Origin of the sequence: Streptococcus bovismuti, assembly GCF_042436615.2 — a bacterium.
Classification (GTDB): Bacteria; Bacillota; Bacilli; order Lactobacillales; family Streptococcaceae; genus Streptococcus.
In genome coordinates this window covers 25,723-46,113 of sequence record NZ_JBHMFR020000011.1, presented here as the reverse complement: position 1 = coordinate 46,113, position 20,391 = coordinate 25,723, and the positions used below count along the sequence as shown (strand labels likewise).

Below are 20,391 nucleotides of genomic sequence, written 5' to 3'. Positions count from 1 at the left end.
ATAGTCCGTACGGGATTCGAACCCGTGTTACCGCCGTGAAAAGGCGGTGTCTTAACCCCTTGACCAACGGACCTGAGTTGTTATTTTCAACTCTTACTATTATACCCACTTTTCAAACTTTGTCAACACCTTTTTTTATCTTTTTTCTATTTTTTTCATGACTTCCTAATGTGTACGGATGTCAAACTCTTTAAACACAATACGTAAGTCCCTTAATACTCTTTGACGACCTCGGAAGCGTTCATTTCTTAAGATGCGTTCTAACTCTTCTTGTTGCTCTTTACTTTGTTTGTTTCTATAATCTCTTAGGGTTTCATGAAAGAGATAATAATCATCTAGCCACAGACCGCCCTCACTGATACGATGACTAATCTCACCTACTTCTTCATAGGGTTCTTTATCATATCTTCGTTTTTGACTTTCTTGTTTACGGATATAATCTAGAATTCGATTCCGGAACTTAGTTTTGAAGTATCTACGTAAACGTGGTATATCTTCTACAAGTCCTTCTTCTTTGCTAATCAACTCATATAGGCAGATCATTCCCTCTTGGTCCCAATCTGATAATTCCCATAGATGGAGATGATATTCATTTCTACACTTATATACAATTCCCTGGACTTCTTCATACAATTTTTTAAGCATATTGTTCCCCTTTCTAGATACAGTCTAACAGATTCAAAAACAGTTTTGTCCTATTTTCCCGTTCTGTTCTCTACACCGCTTCAACTGCACAAAAAAGAGAGGACATGCCTCTCTCAGGGTTATAATTCTGCAATTTGATTTAGGTTAACTTCTGCTACTGTGTCATTACCAAACATAGAGATAATCATCTTCACTTTGTTGTTATCAATCTCTGTAATCTTACCAGTATAATCTGCAAAAGCACCATCAATAATACGTACAGTTTGACCAACTTCGACATCAATATCAAACTCTTGTACAGTTTGTCCCATAGAAACCAAGATATCACGGATTTCTTGTTCCAATAATGGAGTTGGTTTTGATCTATTTCCGTGAGATCCGACGAATCCTGTAACGTTTGGTGTGTTTCGAACAACAAACCAAGCTTCATCTGTCATCACCATTTCTACAAGAACATAACCTGGAAAACGATTTTCTTCTACTTCTTTTCTCTTTCCATTTTTTTCAACTTGCACTGTTTGTGTTGGAATTTCAACACGTAAAATATTATCCAACATATTGTAGGTTTGTGCACGTTGTAGTAGATTTTCTTTTACCTTATTTTCATAACCAGAATAAGTTTGCAAGACAAACCATCCTTTATCAAAACTATCCATGATACTTCCTTTCATAATAGAAGACTTTTAGCGGGTATAACTCCACGGTTCTTCTAAAAAATGTTAATAAATCGAATCAAACCTGAAACAATCAACTTGTCAAAAATATAAATAATCACAACAAAGAAAGCAGTGTATTCCATGATAGAACGAAAATCTCTCCAGCTTTCCTTGCGAGTTGGCCATGTTGTGTCTTTAAGAAGTCTAAAAATATCTCCAATAAAACGCATCGCTCTCTCCTATCTCGTTTCTCTGTGTGTAGTATACTTACCACAATGTTTACAAAATTTATTTACTTCTAGTCGTGTTGGTTTGGGGTTTCCACTGATCTTGATTGAATAGTTTCTAGAACCACAAACCGCACAAGCTAGGCTTGCTTTTTTTAGTGCCATAACGCCTCCATCTTATCTATTATAACAAGAAAGCTAGGCTTTGACAAGCATCTTAACGAAATAGATTGACTACCGAATCCCATATTGTTTGTGCTTTTTCCTTAATTTTAGCATCTGATATAGCACGATTCGCCTCATCTACCAGATTTTGTGCACGACTTCTAATATCAGAAATGGTATCATCCGTCTGATTGGTTTCATTACTCTGTACTTGACTACTTGTATTGGATGGTGCAATTCCATTTTGCTTATAAGCATTTTCAACTGTAAAGGTACTTCCTGGCGTATAAGGTAAAATGGTATTTGCAATGTTTCTAAAGACGTGGGCTGCACCGTTTGAAGTAGAACCCGCTAAATAGTGATTTTCATCAGTCGTAGGGAAACCAAGCCAGTGACTAATCACCACATCCGGAGTATAACCAATTACCCACTGGTCACTTGTATATACCGGATTAAAAACTGCTTCAGTTGTACCAGTTTTTCCAGCCATAACATAATCTGCAGGTGATGAACTAATACCTGTTCCGTTTGTGAATGTCCCCAACATCATACTGGTCATCTTGTCAGCTACAGACTTATCGATCACCCGCTTTTGTGAATTCTTATGGCTTGCAATAACTTGTCCACTAGCATTTTCAATTCTACTAATAAAATGAGCTTCCGGCATTAAACCTTCATTTGCAAAGGCAGCATATGCTTGAGCCATTTGAAGAGGATTGGTTTCGACACCGCTTCCCAAAGCCACACCAAGAACACGGTCGACTTTTTCCATGTTGAGTCCGAATTTTTCTCCGGCCTCAAAAGCCTTGTCAACACCCAAGTCATTAACAGTGGCAACAGCAGGTAGATTAAGCGATTCTGCCAAGGCTTGATACATAGGAACTTCTCGACTCGTTTTGATTCCTGCATAGTTATCAACTTTATAGCTGTCATACTGCATGGTATGGTTATCCAACTGCTTATTCAAGGCCCAACCTGCTTCAACTGCTGGTGTATAAACAACTAAAGGCTTAATTGTAGAACCAGGACTACGTTTTGATTGGGTTGCATAGTTGAAATTCCGGAATCCAGTTTTATCATTGTCAGCAACTTGACCAACAACTCCACGAACTCCCCCTGTTTTCGGTTCGAGAGCTACACTTCCTGATTGAGCAAACGTTCCATCCTCTGCCCTCGGAAACAGTGAGGTATTTTCATAAACAACCTGCATATTTGCTTGGTAGTTTTGGTCCAGCTCTGTGTAAATGCGGTAGCCATTGTTGACAATCTCTTCCTCTGTTAGATTATACTTGGAAACAGCTTCATTAACCACTGCATCAAAGTAAGAAGGATAGCGGTAATCTGAGATTTTTCCTTCATATTTATCGTGCAATTGCGAAGTCATATCAACTTCTGCAGCTTCGGTTTCTTGATTTTTATCAATATAACCCGCTGCCAGCATATTTTGCAAGACAGTATCACGACGATTAGTAGAATCTTCTACAGATTTCAAGGGGTTATACAGCTCTGGACCCTTTAGCATCCCTGCCAGAGTCGCAGCTTGATCCAGACTCACTTCTGATGCAGAAACTCCAAAGTATTTCTTACTCGCATCTTCTACACCCCACACACCATTTCCAAAATAGGCGTTGTTAAGGTACATGGTTAAGATCTGATCCTTACTATATTTTTTTGTTAATTCTAAGGCAAGGAAAAATTCTTTTGCTTTTCTCTCGACAGTTTGATCCTGCGATAGATAGGCGTTCTTAGCCAGCTGTTGGGTAATGGTAGAGCCACCACCTGAACGTCCAGCAGTGACAATAGCCAAGAAGAAACGACCATAGTTAATCCCGTCATTTTTATAGAAAGAACGGTCTTCTGTCGCAATAACAGCATTCTGCAAGTTTTTACTGATGTCAGTCAATTCAACGTAGGTTCCCTTTTGACCAGACAAGGCACCTGCCTCTTTTTCTTCACGGTCAAAAATGAGAGTCCGAGTTTTCAAGGCATTTTGCAAATCATTGACATTGGTTGACTTGGCTACAGCAAACAAATAGGTTCCGACTAACAAGCCTGCACTCAAACCTAGTATAACAACGATTTTCGTCAGATGATAGCGACGCCAGAATTTTCGAATCGGACCCACTTGAGCTAATTTTTTTCGATCACTACGAGAGCGACGTAAGCTAGTCGAATCAGAATCCTCTAGTTCACTTGTTTCTTTTTTAAAAAGAGAAAGAAATTTCTCGAATAATTTATCTAATTTCATGCGTTTATTTTATCATCTTCATCATAGGAAGACAAGAATTTAGCTATTTCCTATCCAAATAGGGCTTTTTTTGTTACAATATCTGTATGAAATTCACATTTATATTACCCGCCTCTTTACCTCAAATGACGGTGAAGCAATTACTAGAAGAGCAACTCCTCATTCCTAGAAAAATCCGGCATTTTTTGAGAGTCAAGAAGCATATTTTGATAAATCAAGAAGAAGTTCACTGGAACGAGATAGTGAAGCCTGGAGATGTTTGCCAGTTGGCTTTTGACGAGGAAGATTATCCCAAAAAGACAATCCCTTGGGGAAATCCGGACTTAGTTCAAGAAGTTTATCAAGACCAACACTTGATTATTGTAAACAAACTCGAGGGTATGAAAACGCACGGCAATCAACCAAACGAAATTGCTCTTCTTAACCATGTCAGTGCCTACGTTGGCCAGACCTGTTATGTCGTTCATCGTCTAGATATGGAAACCAGCGGTTTAGTTCTTTTTGCTAAAAATCCTTTTATCCTGCCTATTCTCAATCGCTTATTGGAGAAAAAAGAGATTTCTAGAGAATATTGGGCACTTGTTAACGGAAATATCAGCAGCAAAGAGCTTGTTTTCAAGGACAAAATCGGACGTGATCGTCATGACCGCAGAAAAAGAATAGTTGATACAAAAAACGGTCAATACGCTGAAACTCATGTAAGCAGATTAAAGCAATTCTCAAACAAGACTTCCTTGGTTCGTTGCAAACTAAAGACAGGGCGAACCCATCAGATTCGTGTGCACCTTTCGCATCATAACTTCCCTATTTTGGGCGACCCTCTCTATAATAGCAAATCAAAGATAAGTCGGCTTATGCTCCACGCCTTTCGTCTGTCCTTTACCCATCCACTTACTTTAGAGAATTTAAGCTTCACTGCCCTTTCCGATACTTTTGAAAAAGAATTAAAAAAGAATGGATGATTGTTGTGTCATCCATTTTTCCATATAAGAAAAGCAAGACCAAGAGGCCTTGCTTTTTATCGACTCATGAATTATTTAGCGATTTTTGCGAAGTATTCAAGAGTACGAACAAGTTGTGCAGTGTATGACATTTCGTTGTCGTACCATGATACAACTTTAACCAATTGTTTACCGTCAACGTCAAGAACTTTAGTTTGAGTTGCGTCAAACAATGAACCGTAAGACATACCTACGATATCTGAAGATACGATTGGATCTTCTGTGTAACCGTATGATTCGTTTGAAGCTGCTTTCATAGCTGCGTTCACTTCATCAACAGTAACGTTCTTTTCAAGAACTGCTACCAATTCAGTTACAGAACCTGTTGGAACAGGAACACGTTGAGCAGCTCCGTCCAATTTACCGTTCAATTCAGGGATAACCAAACCGATTGCTTTAGCAGCACCAGTTGAGTTAGGAACGATGTTAGCTGCAGCAGCACGAGCACGGCGAAGGTCACCTTTACGGTGTGGTCCATCAAGAAGCATTTGGTCACCAGTGTAACCGTGGATAGTAGTCATCAATCCTTCTACAACACCAAAGTTATCATGAAGAGCTTTAGCCATTGGAGCCAAACAGTTTGTAGTACATGAAGCACCTGAGATAACTGTTTCAGTACCATCAAGAACGTCATGGTTAGTGTTAAATACAACTGTTTTAACATCTGATCCACCAGGAGCAGTGATAACAACTTTCTTAGCACCACCAGCGTGCAAGTGTTTTTCAGCAGCTGCTTTAGTAGCAAAGAAACCAGTTGCTTCAAGAACGATGTCTACACCGTCGTTAGCCCAGTCGATTTGTTCTGGATCACGTTCAGCAGAAACTTTAACGAATTTACCGTTAACTTCAAATCCACCTTCTCTAACTTCCACAGTTCCGTCGAAACGACCTTGAGTTGTGTCATATTTCAACAAGTGTGCAAGCATAACTGGATCTGTAAGGTCGTTGATACGAGTAACTTCAACACCTTCTACGTTTTGGATACGACGGAAAGCAAGACGACCGATACGTCCGAAACCGTTAATACCAACTTTAACTACCATTAGTGATTTCCTCCTTATGAAAATCATGAAATTTTTATTGTGAAAAGAGTAACTTGAATCACTACAAATCACCTTTCAACAAACCTATTATATAACTATTTAAGTTTAATTGCAAGTACGGGCATTGTTTTTTGTCTATACCCCACTTATTTTTCTTTCTCCTTCAAAAGCCTATACTCCTGTCTTTCTTTATCTACCTAGTCATTTCCCACTTTCCTTTTCAGATGAAAAGTGAAAATAGAAAAGCTAAAAATTATTTTCACCACTCCAGTTCTACAAAAAAAGAGACAGGATTTCTCCTGCCTCTAGGCTGATAACAATTATTTACGGCGTCCTGGTCTTTCTTTGTAGCCATAGTAAGAATCTTCGATGATTTCTTGCATATGGTCAACCATTGGAAGACGTGGGTTAGCTGGTGAACATTGGTCTTCATAAGCAAGGAAGGCCAATTCACGAGAATGTTCTTTCCATTCTTTTTCATCGATTCCTTGTGCTTTGAAGTTCATTTGGATACCTACGCGCTCACCAAGTTCGTAAACAGCTTTTGCGTAAGATTCCACACCTTCTTCTGGAGTAGAAGCTGGAAGTCCAAGCATGCGTGCGATATCTTGGTATTTTTCATCTGCACGGTAGTAGTTGTACTTAGGCCATGTTGCTGTCTTAGCTGGACGTGTACCGTTGTAGCGGATGACGTATGGAAGCAAGATTGCATTTGTACGACCGTGGATTGTATGGAATTGCGCACCAATCTTATGTGCCATTGAGTGAGAAATACCTAGGAAGGCATTAGCAAAGGCCATACCAGCGATTGTTGAAGCGTTATGCATTTTCTCACGTGAGTGGAAGTCTGCATTCTTAACTGAGCTTTCAAGGTTTTCAAATACAAGCTTGATGGCTTGAAGTGCAAGACCGTCAGTGTAGTCACTAGCCATTTGTGATACGTAAGCTTCAGTCGCGTGAGTCAATACGTCCATACCAGTATCAGCAGCAACAAATCCAGGAACTGTCAATACCAAAGCAGGGTCTACGATTGCCACAGTTGGTGTCAATGAGTAGTCAGCGATTGGGTATTTACGGTTGTTTGCTTTATCAGAGATAACAGCAAATGGAGTTACTTCAGATCCTGTACCAGATGTAGTTGGGATCGCGATGAATTTAGTCTTCTTACCAAGCAATGGGAACTTGAAGGCACGTTTACGGATATCCATGAATTTTTGAACAAGGTCACGGAAGTCCACTTCTGGTTGCTCGTAGAAGAGCCACATTACTTTAGCAGCATCCATTGGTGATCCACCACCAAGAGCGATGATTGTATCTGGTTTGAAGGCACGCATAATCTCAGTACCACGTTCAACTGTAGTGATATCTGGATCTGGTTCTACATCAGCAAAGATTTGGTAAACCACCTTATTGCGACGAAGGTCAAGTTGTTCGATGATACGATCAAGGAAACCAAGCTCTACCATGGCATGGTCAGTAACGATCATGACACGTTCAACGTCACGACATTTTTGAAGGTATTGAATTGAATCACGTTCAAAGTATGTTTTTGAAGGAAGTTTCATCCATTGCATGTTATTTCTCCGTCTTCCGACTTTTTTGATATTCAAGAGGTTAATGGCGCTAACGTTATCCCCAACTGAGTTGCGTCCGTAAGAACCACATCCAAGTGTCAATGATGGCAAGAAGGCATTGTAAACGTCCCCGATACCACCGAAAGTAGAAGGTGAGTTACAGATAACACGAATAGCTTTAACAGCTTTACCAAATTCTTTAGTTAATTCTTCATCAGCTGTATGGATGGCTGCTGAGTGTCCAAGACCGTTAAATTCAACCATTTGACGAGCTTTGGCAATACCATCTTCACGGCTTTCAGATTTCAAAACTGCGATAACTGGTGACAATTTTTCACGAGTCAATGGCTCATTTTCACCAACTTCTTTACATTCTGCAGCAAGAATGTTTGTTCCTTCTGGAACTGTAAATCCTGCTTGCTCTGCAATCCAAGTTGCTGGTTTACCAACGATATCAGCATTCAATTTTGCACCAGCACAGTTTTTGCTGTTTGCTTTCACGCCGAAGCAGAACTCTTCAAGAAGAGCTTTTTCTTTTTTGTTTACAAAGTAAGTGTGATAAGATTTGAACTCTGCTACAAATTCATCGTAAATTTCTTTATCAATGATAACCGCTTGTTCAGATGCACAGACCATACCGTTATCAAATGATTTAGACATGACGATATCGTGTGCAGCTTGGCGGATGTTAGCTGATTTTTCAACATAAGCGGGAACGTTTCCGGCACCTACCCCAAGAGCTGGTTTACCACATGAGTATGCGGCTTTAACCATGGCATTACCACCTGTTGCAAGAATTGTGGCAACACCTTCGTGGTTCATAAGTGCACTAGTTGCTTCCATAGATGGTTCAGTGATCCACTGTACACAGTTTTCAGGAGCTCCTGCTTTAATCGCAGCATCACGAACGATTTGAGCTGCGTGAGCTGATGATTCTTGAGCTGATGGGTGGAATGCAAAGACGATTGGATTACGAGTCTTCAATGAAATCAATGCCTTAAAGATCGCTGTTGATGTTGGGTTTGTTGTAGGAGTAATACCACAGACAACACCAACCGGTTCAGCGATGAGAGTCAATCCTGTTACATCGTCTTCTTCGATAACGCCAACTGTCTTAGTGTGACGCATGTTGTTTACTACATGTTCACAAGCAAACAAGTTCTTAGTTGCTTTATCTTCAAATACACCACGTCCTGTTTCTTCAAAGGCATGTAAAGCCAATTCTCCGTGGGCATCCAAAGCTGCCACTGACGCTTTAGCTACGATGTAGTCGACCTGTTCTTGGTCGAGTTTACGCATTTCCTCAAGAGCAACTAAAGCTTTTTGCACCAAGCCATCGACATGCTTTTCAGCAGCGAGTTTCTTTTCTTCTGGTGTCACAGTTTTTTTATCAGCCATATTTTCCTCCATAGCTTTCAAGGATCGATATCCTTTGTTAATTTTTTCACAAGTTTATTATAACGCATTATTTCAACTTTGTAAACAGTTTCATAAACATTTCACAAAGAATTTTTTATTATTTGTGAATTTTTTCTCATTTTCTTTACTTATCAAGTTTTTTCTTTAGAGTTTGTGAAATGAATTTCAAATATTTTTTTATTTCACAAGCTTGATTGGAAGAGGAGCTTGGAAAGAGATAGATTTTCTAGTAAGCGCTTACTTTTAAATGATAACAATACCTCCTTTGATAAGGAGGCTTTATTTTTGTTGAAAAACGCCTTGTTTAAAAGTCCCTTCATAAACGACTTCTTGTTCTGTTGTTAGTTTCCCTTTTCCTTCAGCCTGACCATTTACAAAATCACCTTCGTAGGTCCAGCCTTCTTTAGATTGAAAGGTACCTTTTCCGTTGAAGGCTCCATTGTTGAAACCACCAGTATACTGGTCCCCATTTTGGAAAGTAATGGTACCTTGGCCATTCATTTTACCACGTACAAGACTGCCATCGTAAACAATCGTTCCATTATCAAGCTTTAGAACGCCTTTTCCGGGAATATTTAGAAAAAAGACGAGTACAGCACAAAAAACAATCGTAACTACTGCCAAAATCTCTAAACGTGGACGAGTCAGATAGATACGATACTTGTCGTAAAAATTCTTAAGATTTTCCATCTTCACTCCCCTTTTCTAAACGTTCTAACCAAGCTTGACAACCCTCTTGAACACGCTGATAGGTTTCCTCAAAATCTCCTGTATACCAAGGATCTGGAACACTTTCAGATGCGAATGAGTAAATCTTATCTTTACAGTCTGCTGGACACATCTGACGTAAGTCAGAAACATTTGAAGCATCCATACCGATAATATAATCAAAGGCTTCAAAATCTTCCTTACTAATCTGAAGCGATGTCTTGCCTTTATCATAAGGAATCTGATACTGTTGAAAAATCCCTTGAGTTCCCTTATGAATCGGATTGCCATGTTCCCAAGAAGAAGTCGCTCGACTTTGGATTTCATAATTATCTGTCATTGATTTCATAACAAACTCAGCCATAGGACTACGGCAAATATTCCCCAGACAGACAAAGACTAGTTTTTTCATCCCATTTCCTTTCTTTTATAGAAAAACGGGAGTTAGTAATCCCGTCTTATTTTTCAATTGCGCCTTCTAGTGAAGCTGTTTCTTTCGGCGGTAATACGGTCTTGATAGCAGCTAGTTCAAAAGTCAAGTAAACTCCATCTACATCAAGAACAATCGTTCTCTTCTCAGTATCTACTTCATCGACTGTTCCGTAAAGTCCACCGATTGTAATCACTTCATAGCCTTTTTGTAGTTTATTCAAGCTTTCCATACGTTTTTGTGCTTGTTTCTTTTGAGAGCGTTGCATAAAGAACATCAAGGCAAACATCGCTACAAGCATAATTAAAAATGTATAATTTGGATTCATTTTCTTCTCCTTTGTCTTTTACATAGGACTACTATATCAAATTTCAGCTACTTTTACAAGATTGTACCTTGCTTTTCTAGTAAGAAAAACCAGAGCTTGCGCCCTGATTTTTAGGATTATTTCAAGTTTTGAACGACTTTTACAAGATTTTCAACAGTAAAGCCATATTCTGCCAATACTTTTGGTGCTGGAGCAGAGGCTCCGAAGGTATCAATACCTAGAACGGCACCATCTAGTCCAACATATTTGTACCAGTTTTGAGTTGCACCCATTTCGACTGCGACACGACGACGAACTGCATTTGGAAGAATTTCTTCCTTGTATGCTGCATCTTGTTTATCAAAGACATCTGTAGATGGCATGCTGACTACGCGGACTTTTTCGCCTTGACTAGCCAATTCTTTAGCAGCTGAGACAGCTAGATTGACTTCTGAACCTGTCGCAATCAAGATGGTATCAAAGTCTGCTTCATTTTCATAGACAACATAAGCACCTTTAGCAACCTTGTCGAAGTCTGTTCCCTCTTCAACAGTCAAGTTTTGACGTGTCAAGACAAGAGCAGTTGGTGTTTTCTCACTTGTCACTGCAAGGTACCAAGCTGCTTGAGTTTCACGCGCATCTGCTGGACGGAAAACATTTAGATTTGGCATAGCACGGAGACCTGCTAAGTGTTCAACTGGTTCGTGTGTTGGCCCATCTTCCCCAACTGCAATAGAATCATGGGTAAAGACATAGGTCACAGGAAGTCCTTGCAAGGCTGACAAACGGACAGCTGCCTTCACATAGTCAGAGAAGACGAAGAAAGTTCCACCGTATACACGAAGTCCACCGTGAAGGGCCATCCCGTTCAAGATAGTTCCCATTGCAAATTCACGAACACCAAACTGAATGTTACGGTTCAAGCGATTGGCGTCGTCTTGAAGTCCGTCAGTCTTGATATAAGTCATGTTTGAGTGAGCTAAGTCAGCTGATCCACCCAAGAAGGTTGGCAACTTAGCCGCCACAACGTTCAAGGCATCTTGGCTTGAATTACGAGTTGCTTGAGAGAAGCCATTTTCTAAAGCTGGGAAGTCTGCTGGAGTCACTTCAACTGGATCGCGTCCGTCGATGATGGCTTCTACTTCTGCAGCTAGTTCTGGGTGAGCTTCTTTATAATCTGCAACTAATTTTGTCCAAGCTTCATAAGCTGATGCACCACGGTCTGCAACATGTTCTTTGAAATCAGCGTAAACTTGTTCTGGAATTTCAAATGGTTCGTAGTCCCAACCAAGAGCCTGACGAGTTGCTGCAGTTTCATCTGCTCCAAGAGGAGCCCCATGTACGGCATTAGTTCCTTGTTTGTTTGGAGAACCGTATCCAATAACCGTCTTCACTTCAATCAAAGATGGTTTGCCTGAAGCTTTAGCTGTTTCGATAGCAGCATGGATTGCTTCCAAGTCTGTTCCATCTTCTACCAAGGCAGTATGCCAACCGTAGGCATTGTAACGGTCACGAACACTTTCTGTAAAGGAATCCTTTGTCTCACCATCCAAGTTGATGTCATTTGAATCATAAAGAACAACCAATTTGTCTAGTTTTTGCAAGCCTGCGTATGAAGCCGCCTCACTTGAGACACCTTCCATCAAGTCTCCGTCTCCACAGATAACGTAAGTATAGTGGTCAAAGATATTGTAGCCTTCGCGGTTATATTTGGCTGCCAAGAAACGTTCTGCTTGGGCAAAACCAGTGGCAGTTGAAATCCCTTGACCTAAAGGACCTGTCGTAGCATCAATTCCTGCTGTATGGCCAAATTCTGGGTGACCTGGTGTTTTTGAACCCCATTGACGGAAGCTCTTAATCTCATCCATGCTGACATCTTCAAAACCAGAAAGGTGAAGAAGGGCATAAAGAAGCATTGAACCATGGCCTGCTGAAAGAATAAAGCGGTCGCGGTTAATCCAGTTTGGTTGAGCTGGATTGATACGAAGTTGTTTTGTAAAGAGGCTATAAGCCATCGGAGCCGCTCCCATAACCACACCTGGGTGACCTGAGTTGGCTTTGTTGATAGCGTCAATACCTAGGAAACGAATTGCATTAACAGATAGATTTGACATAGAATTTCCTTTCTATTTGAGGTGATTATTGAATCACACATTCTATTTTACTATTATATGAAAATTATCCGTATCATGCAACATACGGATAACCTCCAAAGAATATTTTTATATTATAGCAAAGCTTTAAATTGAATGTTAGAGTCTTGTTCAAAACAATCATCAAAACCACGTGGATGATGGTATTCTACTAAGTGTTGATCTTGAGGATAAGTGTACTTACCGCCGACTTCCCAGATAAATGGATGGAAATCGTATTGCAAGCGATCTTTTCTCATTTTCCAAAGTTCTAGAATCTCATTAGTGGAAGCCATGAAGTTAGACCAGATATCATAGTGAACTGGGATAATGACTTTGGTACGCAGATTTTCTGCCATACGAAGAAGGTCGATAGATGTCATTTTATCTTGGATACCTACCGGATTTTCACCATAGTTATTCAAAGCAACATCAATTTTAAAGTCTTTACCATGTTTTGCAAAATAGTTTGAGAAGTGAGAATCTGCACCATGATAGATGGTTCCACCTGGTGTTTCAAAGATATAGTTAACAGCCTTTTGAGCCATTTCTTCATCTGTAACAGCTAAGCCAGCAAGTTCACCGCCTGTCTCATCAGCACCGTTCACTGGAAGAGTTACCAAGCAAGTACGGTCAAATGATTCTACTGCATGAATCTTCATATCTTTTAATTCGATGGTGTCACCTGGTTTAACAACGATGATACGTTCTTTTGGAACACCCCATCCTTCCCAGATTCGTCCACAGTGGTAAGGACCGATAAACTTAACATGCTCTAACTTAGGATTGTTGAGAATTGCTGCAGCTGTGTATGGGTCGATATGATCACTATGGAAGTGTGAAACTAAGTAATAGTCTAGTTCGTTGATAGCAAATGGATCGATAACCATTGGCTGAACACGCAAGTTTGGTTGCAACTTACGAACACCTGCCATATTTGCCATTTGGTGCCCACGAACCATATCTTTCACTTTTTTGGTTGATTTTCCACGGTTTGACCAAAGGTCCATGACAACGTTAGCACCACCTGGTGTCTTAATCCAAGTACCACAGTTGCCTAGCCACCACATGGCAAAGTTGCCTTCAGGTACGACTTCTTCTTCTATTTCTTCGTTCAACCATGTTCCCCACTCTGGGAAAGTAGCTAAAATCCATGACTCTCTTGTAATTTCTTTGACGTTTGGCATATGTTGCCTCCTTTGGATATAATTGTTATCTTTGAGATTAGTATACCACCCTTCAAAACACTAAAAAAGACCAAGAAAAACACAGGTTTGTGTTCATCATTGGACTGTCCTTCAAATATCTTCCAAAAAAGCTTGAACTACTATTTCTTGATTTATAAGTGTTTGAACCTCTTCTTGAAACTTACTAGCCAACTTGCTGTCTACAATATAAGACGAAATAAGACTAGAAAGATTTTCACTGAAACTTTTGCTCTCATTACGAAATATATTGTGTTTAAGATAGTCTAGCATTTTCAAAATATCTTCTGCTTCAAGGATAGGATTAACCCTTAAAATCGGAAATCTGCTATCCAAATCATCATTAGTAGTAATCACTACATCAACTTGTGCAATATCTTCCACACTCTTAAATTGTTCTGTTGTAAATACAGTGCCAATTTGCTCATTTGGAAAATAAAGTTTGCATTGTTTCAGCAAAAGTCTCGAAACCGCAACACCTTCATCACAAACGAGATAAACTTTTTTCATATTTTTTTGAGACGATGGTGTATACTTTAAAAATCCTCCAATATGAATCGTCAAATAGGCAATATCATCATCTGTTAGCCGAATAAACCATGCTCCTTCTAAAATTTCCGCAGATTTTCTAGTGACTAAAAATAATTCTCCATACTTGGATCGAATTTGTTTTGTTAGAGGATTTTTAGAAAAAATACCGTAAGTCTTTCTAAATAACAAGGCTTTACAGTGGATCATCAAATTTCTTAACAAATCATCCTTGTTCTCAATCTCCATTCGGATTTGTGATTCAAAATACCAGATAAATTCTTCTAAAGCAAGTTTTAATTGCCGAAAATCATCACTTTCTGCATGAATATCCAAATCTTTACGATAGGAGAGGAGAAGAACAGCTACAAGAGAAACTTCAAGTTCTGACAAAGAAATTTCAAACTTTTGAAACAATCGTTCTCCTAATTTCTTAGACACCTGATACTCTATTCTTTTTCTTATCAAAGAAAATTCTTTCTCTATATCCTGATGTCTTTCTTGATACTGTTCAACATTATGACAGCTTAACAGCAAATAAGGTAGAACCTGCAACATAAAAGTTACTTCATGATGGTTTATTTTCTTCCCTAAATCTTGTTCAACTAAAGGAACCTGTTCCTTAAAAAATTGGTTCATTTCAACAGAAAGCAAACACTCACCATCTAACCTCTCTTTCATCTTATCTTCTAAAATAGATACAAAAGTGGCATTTTCCTCCATAAAAATATGATATAGAAGCGATTGAAGATACTGAATTTTATTAAGAGGGTGGGCATGAAGATGGTATCCCTGTGACTTGCTCACTTGCAAGGTCACCTGATATTGTTCCAAAGTTAGTTGATAACGAATACTATTCAAATCATTGAGAACAGTATTCCTAGACACCTCTGTTAACTCCATCAATTTTTCAATCGTAATACGTTCTTTAGAAATACCTATCCATAGTAACATTATCATCATACGTTCATGAGCACTCATGATATAATCGTACGAATCTACTTCCGATAATAGTTCACAACAAGCATTTCTCTGCTCTTCCGTTAAGTGAATACCAATTCGTGGAATACTAATGATGTGAAGCGCCTCGTCACCCAGAGCAGCATTGATTTTGTCAATGTGATAATAAATTTTCCTTCTTGACTCTTTCAAATCTTTCGAAATCGCCATAATCGTTTTGGACGTTTCTTGATCCATCAAATATTGAAGCAAATCACAACTTGCCTTATCCAGTACCATATTTCATACTCCTCTATCAATCAACTGCCTTGAAAACAACTTTATAATAGTATCACATTCACTAACGCATTTCAATTATCAACAGTAGTCTCTTAATAACGAATACTTACAATTACAAAAGCGAGGCTTGGATCGAAAGGTCCTAGCCTCTTTTCAATTCAATTTCTTATTTCTTTTGACCGTAATAAGCATTTGGTCCATGCTTACGTTGGTAGTGCTTTTCTAGAATGTACTGGGGAGCAGGTTCAACTCTTGGATTGATTTGTTCTGTAAAGCGATTCATCTTTGATACTTCCTCTAATACGACAGAGTGATAAACGGCATTCTCTGGATTTTTGCCCCAGGTGAATGGACCGTGATTGCGTACAACAATTCCTGGTACTTCAACCGGGTTAAGTCCGCGACGTTCAAACTCTTCTACGATAACCAGGCCAGTATCTTTTTCATAGGCCACTTCTACTTCGTCCTTGGTCAAACTACGGGCGCAAGGGATTGAACCGTAAAAATAGTCTGCATGGGTTGTTCCATAGAAAGGAATATCACGTCCAGCCTGTGCCCAACCAACTGCTTCTGTCGAATGGGTGTGGACCACACTACCAATCTCTTGCCATGCCTTATATAACTGCACATGAGTTGGGAGGTCAGAAGATGGTCTTAAATCTCCTTCTAGAATTTGGCCATCCAAGTCCGTCACCACCATGTTTTCAGGTGTCAATTCGTCATAATCAACGCCTGATGGTTTAATAACAATGACACCTAGTTCGCGATTGACTTCCGATACATTTCCCCAGGTAAATTTAACAAGCCCATGTTTTGGTAATGATTGATTGGCATTACAGACTCGTTTACGCATATCGTTTATTACTTGATTCATCTTACATCAAACCTGCTTTCTTAATTAGTGGATAGAGAAAAGCTTGCGCCTCTTGAATGGCTGCGCGTGTTTCTTCTACAGTTTCACAATTTTCAGACCACATTTCGATTAGGAAAGGTCCATTATAATTGGTTTGTTTTAAAATATCGAAAGCTTCTTCCCATTTAACACAACCTTGCCCAAAAGTTACATCTCGGAACTGGCCCTTTGAACTTTCTGTCACTGCATAAGTATCCTTGAGATGGAGAGCTGCGATGGCATGATGCCCAAGATAAAATTCACTGTAGACATCATTATGCCATGCAGATACATTACCAATATCTGGGTATACAAAGAGGTAGGGAGAGTCAATCTCTTTTTCTACAGCCAAGTATTTTTCGATGCTATTGATGAAAGGATCATCCATAATTTCAATAGCAAGTACCACCTGAGCCTCTTCAGCCCAGTCACAGGCTTTTCTCAAATTTTTGATAAAACGTTGGCGTGTCTGGGGTGACTTTTCCTCATAATAAACGTCGTAACCAGCTAATTGAATAGTACGAACTCCCAAGTCTTGGGCTAATTCAATACATTTTTTCATGAGTTCTAGAGATTTTTCCTCTATAACTGGATCATTTGATCCCAATGGGTAGCGACGATGGCCTGAAAAACAGATAGAAGGAATACGAACACCAGTTTTATAGATTGCTTTGACAACTTCCAAACGCTCGTCCTTGCTCCAGTCCAGTCTTGCTAAACGCTCGTCACGTTCATCAATAGACATCTCGACAAAATCAAAGCCTAACTCCTTGGCAAAATTTAAACGTTCTAGCCAAGTAAAGTGTGTCGGGGTTGCCTTTTCATAAATTCCAATTGGACGTGCCATGGTTTACCCCCAAATTCGTCTGATTTCATCCTTGAAGGCACGCGCTGCTCCTGCTGGATCCGCAGCTTCTGTAATTCCACGACCTGCGATGAAGGTAAAGACATCAACGCCTTCAAATAGTTTGAGAGTATCTACATCTAGACCACCTGTTACAGACACACGGAAGCCCATGTCGATGAGTTTTTTAACCTTATTAAGGTCTTTTTCACCCCAAGTCTCACCAGCAAGAAGTGCATCACGAGATTGGTGATAAATAGCTTGTGAGATACCAGCATCTAGCCAAAGCTGAGCTTGTTCAAAAGTCCAATCGCCATAAAGTTCAATCTGGATTTCGCCTCGGTCTCCACGTTCAGTCTTGATAGCCTTTAGAGCCGCTTCCATAGTAGGGATAGTTGCACAACAGATACAAGTCATCCAATCTGCTCCACGAACCGCATTATTTTTAGCAACTGTTCCACCAGCATCAGCACATTTTGTGTCTGCCACAATAATCTTATCTGGGAAAAGGCTACGCAAGACTTCAACCAGTTCACTTCCAACTTGAAGCAAGCAAACAGTTCCAGCTTCGATAATATCTACTTCCTGACCAACAGAAACAGCTGCTTTAATCGCTCCTTGCAAGTCTGAATGGTCTAATGCAACTTGTAAATTAGGTATTCTTTTTGTCATCTCTTTTTCCTCTTTCTAACTTTCCAAATCTAATCCTTCGAGATAAGGGCTATTCTTAGATTCTTCAATCATCGCCAAGACATCTTCTTTAGTCTGGCAAGCCTGTAAACGTGCGATAGAATCTTCTAATTCAAACAAGGCAATAATCTGTGGAATGGCTACACTTGTGTGAATTTTTGAGCTTGTTGCTGCTAGTGCCAACAAAACTGAAACTTCTTTCCCATCTGAAAATACAACAGGATTTTGTAAGGTGATCAATGAAAAGGCATCTCTTTGCACTCCAGCTTCAGGTCTAGCATGGGGCATAGCCATACCTGGCATTAAGATATAGTAGGGACCATATTCTTCAGTCGATTCAATAATTGCATCGTAATACTCTGGCAAAATTGCTCCACTTTCAATCAAGGGATCTACCGCTACCTTGACTGCTTCTTTCCAATCGTTAGCCTCTAAACCTAGTCGGATCGAGTCATTGTCAATTAAAGCTTGTTTTAAATTCATATCTGCCTCCTTTATTTAAAGAGGGAGAAGGACAGAAACGATGACTCTCAGTTTCTATCCAGCCCCCTCCAACCTTTTACTGTAGTGCTTGACTGAGTTTTTCAGTGATTTCTTTATCATCCATCAAATTGTCAAGCCCAATTAACTTCCCATTAGTTCGCCCTTCCAATTCTTGAATCAAATGAAGAGAAGCGATTACGATGTCATATCCTGCTGCTAAACCTTTAGCTTCACCGACACTACATGAATTGACTGTAAAATCTGTTTGATTAAGCTTACGGAGGGCATTTTCAACCTTCATCTTGATAACCATAGATGAACCCATTCCATTTCCACACGCTGCTAATACTTTAACCATTTTATTTTCTCCTTTTCTAGATACTAAGCTTCTTCTTGAACTTCACCGTTGTAATATTTCTCTTTATCTTTTGCTTTGGCAAATTGAAGTTGAGGAATAACAAGCAAGAAGAGACACACAAGTACATAACCAACAATACCAAGGTATTTGAAGATGTATCCAAATCCAAGCCATGGGAATTCAAAGTCGATATTTCCATGGTAACCACCGTAAGATGCTAAGTCAAGAAGGGCCACACAGAGAGCTCCTAAAGCAACTTGGAGAACACCTGAGATGAAGGATAGGATAACAGCCGCTTTCCATCCACCGCGTTTATCAGCATAGACCGCAATGGCTGCATTGTCAAAGAACACTGGTACAAATCCTGTAATAATAAGAATCGGATTTTTAAAGACGATGAGCAAGACAATTGTGATCAATTGACCAATCAAACCAAAGGCAAATCCTGACAAGACAGCGTTTGGAGAACCAAATCCATAAGAAGCTGCAACGTCAACCGCTGGGAATGAACCTGGCAACAATTTGTTTGAAATACCTTGGAAGGCGTTTGTCAACTCAGATACGAACATGCGAACACCTTGCATCAAAACGAACAAGTAAACTGAGAAGGTGAAGGCTGTTTGGATAATGTACATAAAGAAATCTTGTTTAGCAGGATTGAATAGAGTTCCTGAAGTAATGACTTCTTTGTTAGACATAATGTCTGGACCCAAGATTAAAAGAATGGCTCCGAAGAATACGAGCATCAAGGTAGCAGATGCAACAACTGTATCGTGGAAGATTGAGAGGAACTTAGGTAATTTAAGATTGTCTAAACTTTCTTCTTTCTTACCAAAGCGTCCTGCTACTTTATCTACAAACCAGATTGCAAATTGCTGTTGGTGACCAATCGCAAATCCGCCACCACCAGTCAAGCGTTGAGTTGCCTCAACAGTCATATTTGAACTAACTGCCCAGTAAAGTCCACAGATGATACCAATCGCTGCTGTACCGTAAGCATTGCGCAATTGTGGTACTAAGAATAGAACCATAAGAGATACTGTTGCAGCTTGTTGTACCATGATGTGACCAGTAATAAAGAGGGTTCTTACCTTCGTGATCTTGCGAAGAGCTACGAGCAAGATATTTATTCCGAAACCAATCAATAGAGCTGTAGTTGCAGTTCCAACAAAATCTGGAAACTCTGCTGCAATTTTGTTGTTTGCTGCAGCAAGTCCAAAGTAAGGGTCGATAACCGCTGCACCAATTTGGAATTTGTAGTTAAGGGCTGCTAAGATCGGACGGAAGGTTGTAACCAAACCACCTGCACCCACATTGAGCAACATATACCCTACTGTTGCTTTAACAAACCCTGAGAAAACGTCGTGGGCAGGTTTTTTCAAAAGTGCGTATCCTATCAACACCAATAAACCTACGAAAAATGCGGGATTCTGCAAAATATTGCTAGAAAACCAATTTAGAACACTTGAAATGACTTCCATAATTGTTCTCCTTTTGAATTGTTTTTGTAGGTTTATTATATAATTTGAAAGCGTAAACAAAAAGACCAAGAATTACACAGCGGACTGTTCACTCTTGGACTGTATGATTTATGATA

General features: G+C 39.6%; 20 protein-coding genes and 1 tRNA gene. 1 reads left to right on the top strand and 20 read right to left on the bottom strand.

Features of this window, described 5'->3' with window-relative positions; translation table 11 throughout:
* Position 1: 1 nt before the first annotated feature.
* The 6 genes from ACERDH_RS09405 to pbp2a form a co-directional block, all read right to left on the bottom strand.
* A tRNA-Glu gene (locus ACERDH_RS09405) sits at positions 2-73 on the bottom strand.
* A gap of 92 nt (positions 74-165) precedes the next feature.
* Positions 166-645, bottom strand: a complete 480-nt coding sequence (locus tag ACERDH_RS09400; RefSeq protein ID WP_386686721.1) for a sigma-70 RNA polymerase sigma factor region 4 domain-containing protein — start codon at positions 643-645, stop codon at positions 166-168.
* A gap of 119 nt (positions 646-764) precedes the next feature.
* Positions 765-1,301 carry a transcription termination/antitermination protein NusG gene (nusG, locus tag ACERDH_RS09395; protein WP_000376740.1) on the bottom strand — a complete coding sequence of 179 codons (537 nt, stop codon included), beginning with the start codon at positions 1,299-1,301 and terminating at the stop codon, positions 765-767.
* A gap of 53 nt (positions 1,302-1,354) precedes the next feature.
* Entirely contained in the window at positions 1,355-1,531 is a 177-nt protein-coding gene (gene secE, locus ACERDH_RS09390; protein ID WP_001210990.1) for a preprotein translocase subunit SecE, read from the bottom strand.
* 9 nt (positions 1,532-1,540) lie between these two features.
* The gene (rpmG, locus tag ACERDH_RS09385; protein WP_001809375.1) at positions 1,541-1,693 is read right to left on the bottom strand and encodes a 50S ribosomal protein L33; all 153 of its coding nucleotides are present in this window, start codon (positions 1,691-1,693) and stop codon (positions 1,541-1,543) included.
* Between the two features lie 52 nt (positions 1,694-1,745).
* Entirely contained in the window at positions 1,746-3,941 is a 2,196-nt protein-coding gene (pbp2a, locus tag ACERDH_RS09380; RefSeq protein ID WP_386686714.1) for a penicillin-binding protein PBP2A, read from the bottom strand.
* An 86-nt stretch (positions 3,942-4,027) separates the two neighbouring features.
* Between pbp2a and ACERDH_RS09375 the strand changes: the two genes are divergently transcribed.
* Positions 4,028-4,903: an RluA family pseudouridine synthase gene (locus tag ACERDH_RS09375; protein ID WP_120719267.1), complete on the top strand. Its 876-nt coding sequence runs from the start codon at positions 4,028-4,030 to the stop codon at positions 4,901-4,903.
* Between the two features lie 71 nt (positions 4,904-4,974).
* On the opposite strand, the gene gap is transcribed toward ACERDH_RS09375, so the two are convergent.
* The 14 genes from gap to ulaA form a co-directional block, all read right to left on the bottom strand.
* Positions 4,975-5,985 carry a type I glyceraldehyde-3-phosphate dehydrogenase gene (gene gap, locus ACERDH_RS09370; protein WP_386686710.1) on the bottom strand — a complete coding sequence of 337 codons (1,011 nt, stop codon included), beginning with the start codon at positions 5,983-5,985 and terminating at the stop codon, positions 4,975-4,977.
* Between the two features lie 320 nt (positions 5,986-6,305).
* Positions 6,306-8,957, bottom strand: a complete 2,652-nt coding sequence (gene adhE / locus ACERDH_RS09365) for a bifunctional acetaldehyde-CoA/alcohol dehydrogenase (protein ID WP_386686707.1) — start codon at positions 8,955-8,957, stop codon at positions 6,306-6,308.
* Between the two features lie 300 nt (positions 8,958-9,257).
* Entirely contained in the window at positions 9,258-9,668 is a 411-nt protein-coding gene (locus ACERDH_RS09360) for an MORN repeat-containing protein (protein ID WP_000429311.1), read from the bottom strand.
* On the bottom strand, positions 9,655-10,098 hold the full coding sequence (locus ACERDH_RS09355) for a low molecular weight protein-tyrosine-phosphatase (RefSeq protein ID WP_004262466.1): 444 nt from the start codon (positions 10,096-10,098) through the stop codon (positions 9,655-9,657). The genes ACERDH_RS09360 and ACERDH_RS09355 overlap by 14 nt, the downstream gene beginning before the upstream one ends.
* Positions 10,099-10,144: 46 nt before the next feature.
* Positions 10,145-10,444, bottom strand: coding sequence for a preprotein translocase subunit YajC (yajC, locus tag ACERDH_RS09350; protein WP_024056523.1), 300 nt, complete (start codon positions 10,442-10,444; stop codon positions 10,145-10,147).
* Positions 10,445-10,560: 116 nt separating this feature from the next.
* A complete protein-coding gene (gene tkt / locus ACERDH_RS09345; protein WP_020902386.1) occupies positions 10,561-12,537 on the bottom strand; it encodes a transketolase in 1,977 nt (658 codons plus the stop codon).
* A gap of 113 nt (positions 12,538-12,650) precedes the next feature.
* Positions 12,651-13,742 carry an L-ascorbate 6-phosphate lactonase gene (gene ulaG / locus ACERDH_RS09340; protein WP_001134226.1) on the bottom strand — a complete coding sequence of 364 codons (1,092 nt, stop codon included), beginning with the start codon at positions 13,740-13,742 and terminating at the stop codon, positions 12,651-12,653.
* A gap of 111 nt (positions 13,743-13,853) precedes the next feature.
* Positions 13,854-15,527, bottom strand: a complete 1,674-nt coding sequence (locus ACERDH_RS09335) for a BglG family transcription antiterminator (protein ID WP_120164280.1) — start codon at positions 15,525-15,527, stop codon at positions 13,854-13,856.
* 166 nt (positions 15,528-15,693) lie between these two features.
* Entirely contained in the window at positions 15,694-16,401 is a 708-nt protein-coding gene (locus ACERDH_RS09330; protein ID WP_261043911.1) for an L-ribulose-5-phosphate 4-epimerase, read from the bottom strand.
* A gap of 1 nt (position 16,402) precedes the next feature.
* A complete protein-coding gene (locus ACERDH_RS09325) occupies positions 16,403-17,266 on the bottom strand; it encodes an L-ribulose-5-phosphate 3-epimerase (protein WP_000113589.1) in 864 nt (287 codons plus the stop codon).
* A gap of 3 nt (positions 17,267-17,269) precedes the next feature.
* Positions 17,270-17,935 carry a 3-keto-L-gulonate-6-phosphate decarboxylase UlaD gene (locus ACERDH_RS09320; RefSeq protein ID WP_261043910.1) on the bottom strand — a complete coding sequence of 222 codons (666 nt, stop codon included), beginning with the start codon at positions 17,933-17,935 and terminating at the stop codon, positions 17,270-17,272.
* A gap of 15 nt (positions 17,936-17,950) precedes the next feature.
* Positions 17,951-18,436 (bottom strand): PTS sugar transporter subunit IIA, encoded by a 486-nt coding sequence (locus tag ACERDH_RS09315; protein ID WP_001049926.1) that lies wholly within the window; start codon positions 18,434-18,436, stop codon positions 17,951-17,953.
* Positions 18,437-18,512: 76 nt separating this feature from the next.
* The gene (locus tag ACERDH_RS09310; protein ID WP_000241466.1) at positions 18,513-18,794 is read right to left on the bottom strand and encodes a PTS sugar transporter subunit IIB; all 282 of its coding nucleotides are present in this window, start codon (positions 18,792-18,794) and stop codon (positions 18,513-18,515) included.
* A 23-nt stretch (positions 18,795-18,817) separates the two neighbouring features.
* Positions 18,818-20,275, bottom strand: coding sequence for a PTS ascorbate transporter subunit IIC (gene ulaA / locus ACERDH_RS09305; protein ID WP_049544470.1), 1,458 nt, complete (start codon positions 20,273-20,275; stop codon positions 18,818-18,820).
* Positions 20,276-20,391: the final 116 nt, after the last annotated feature.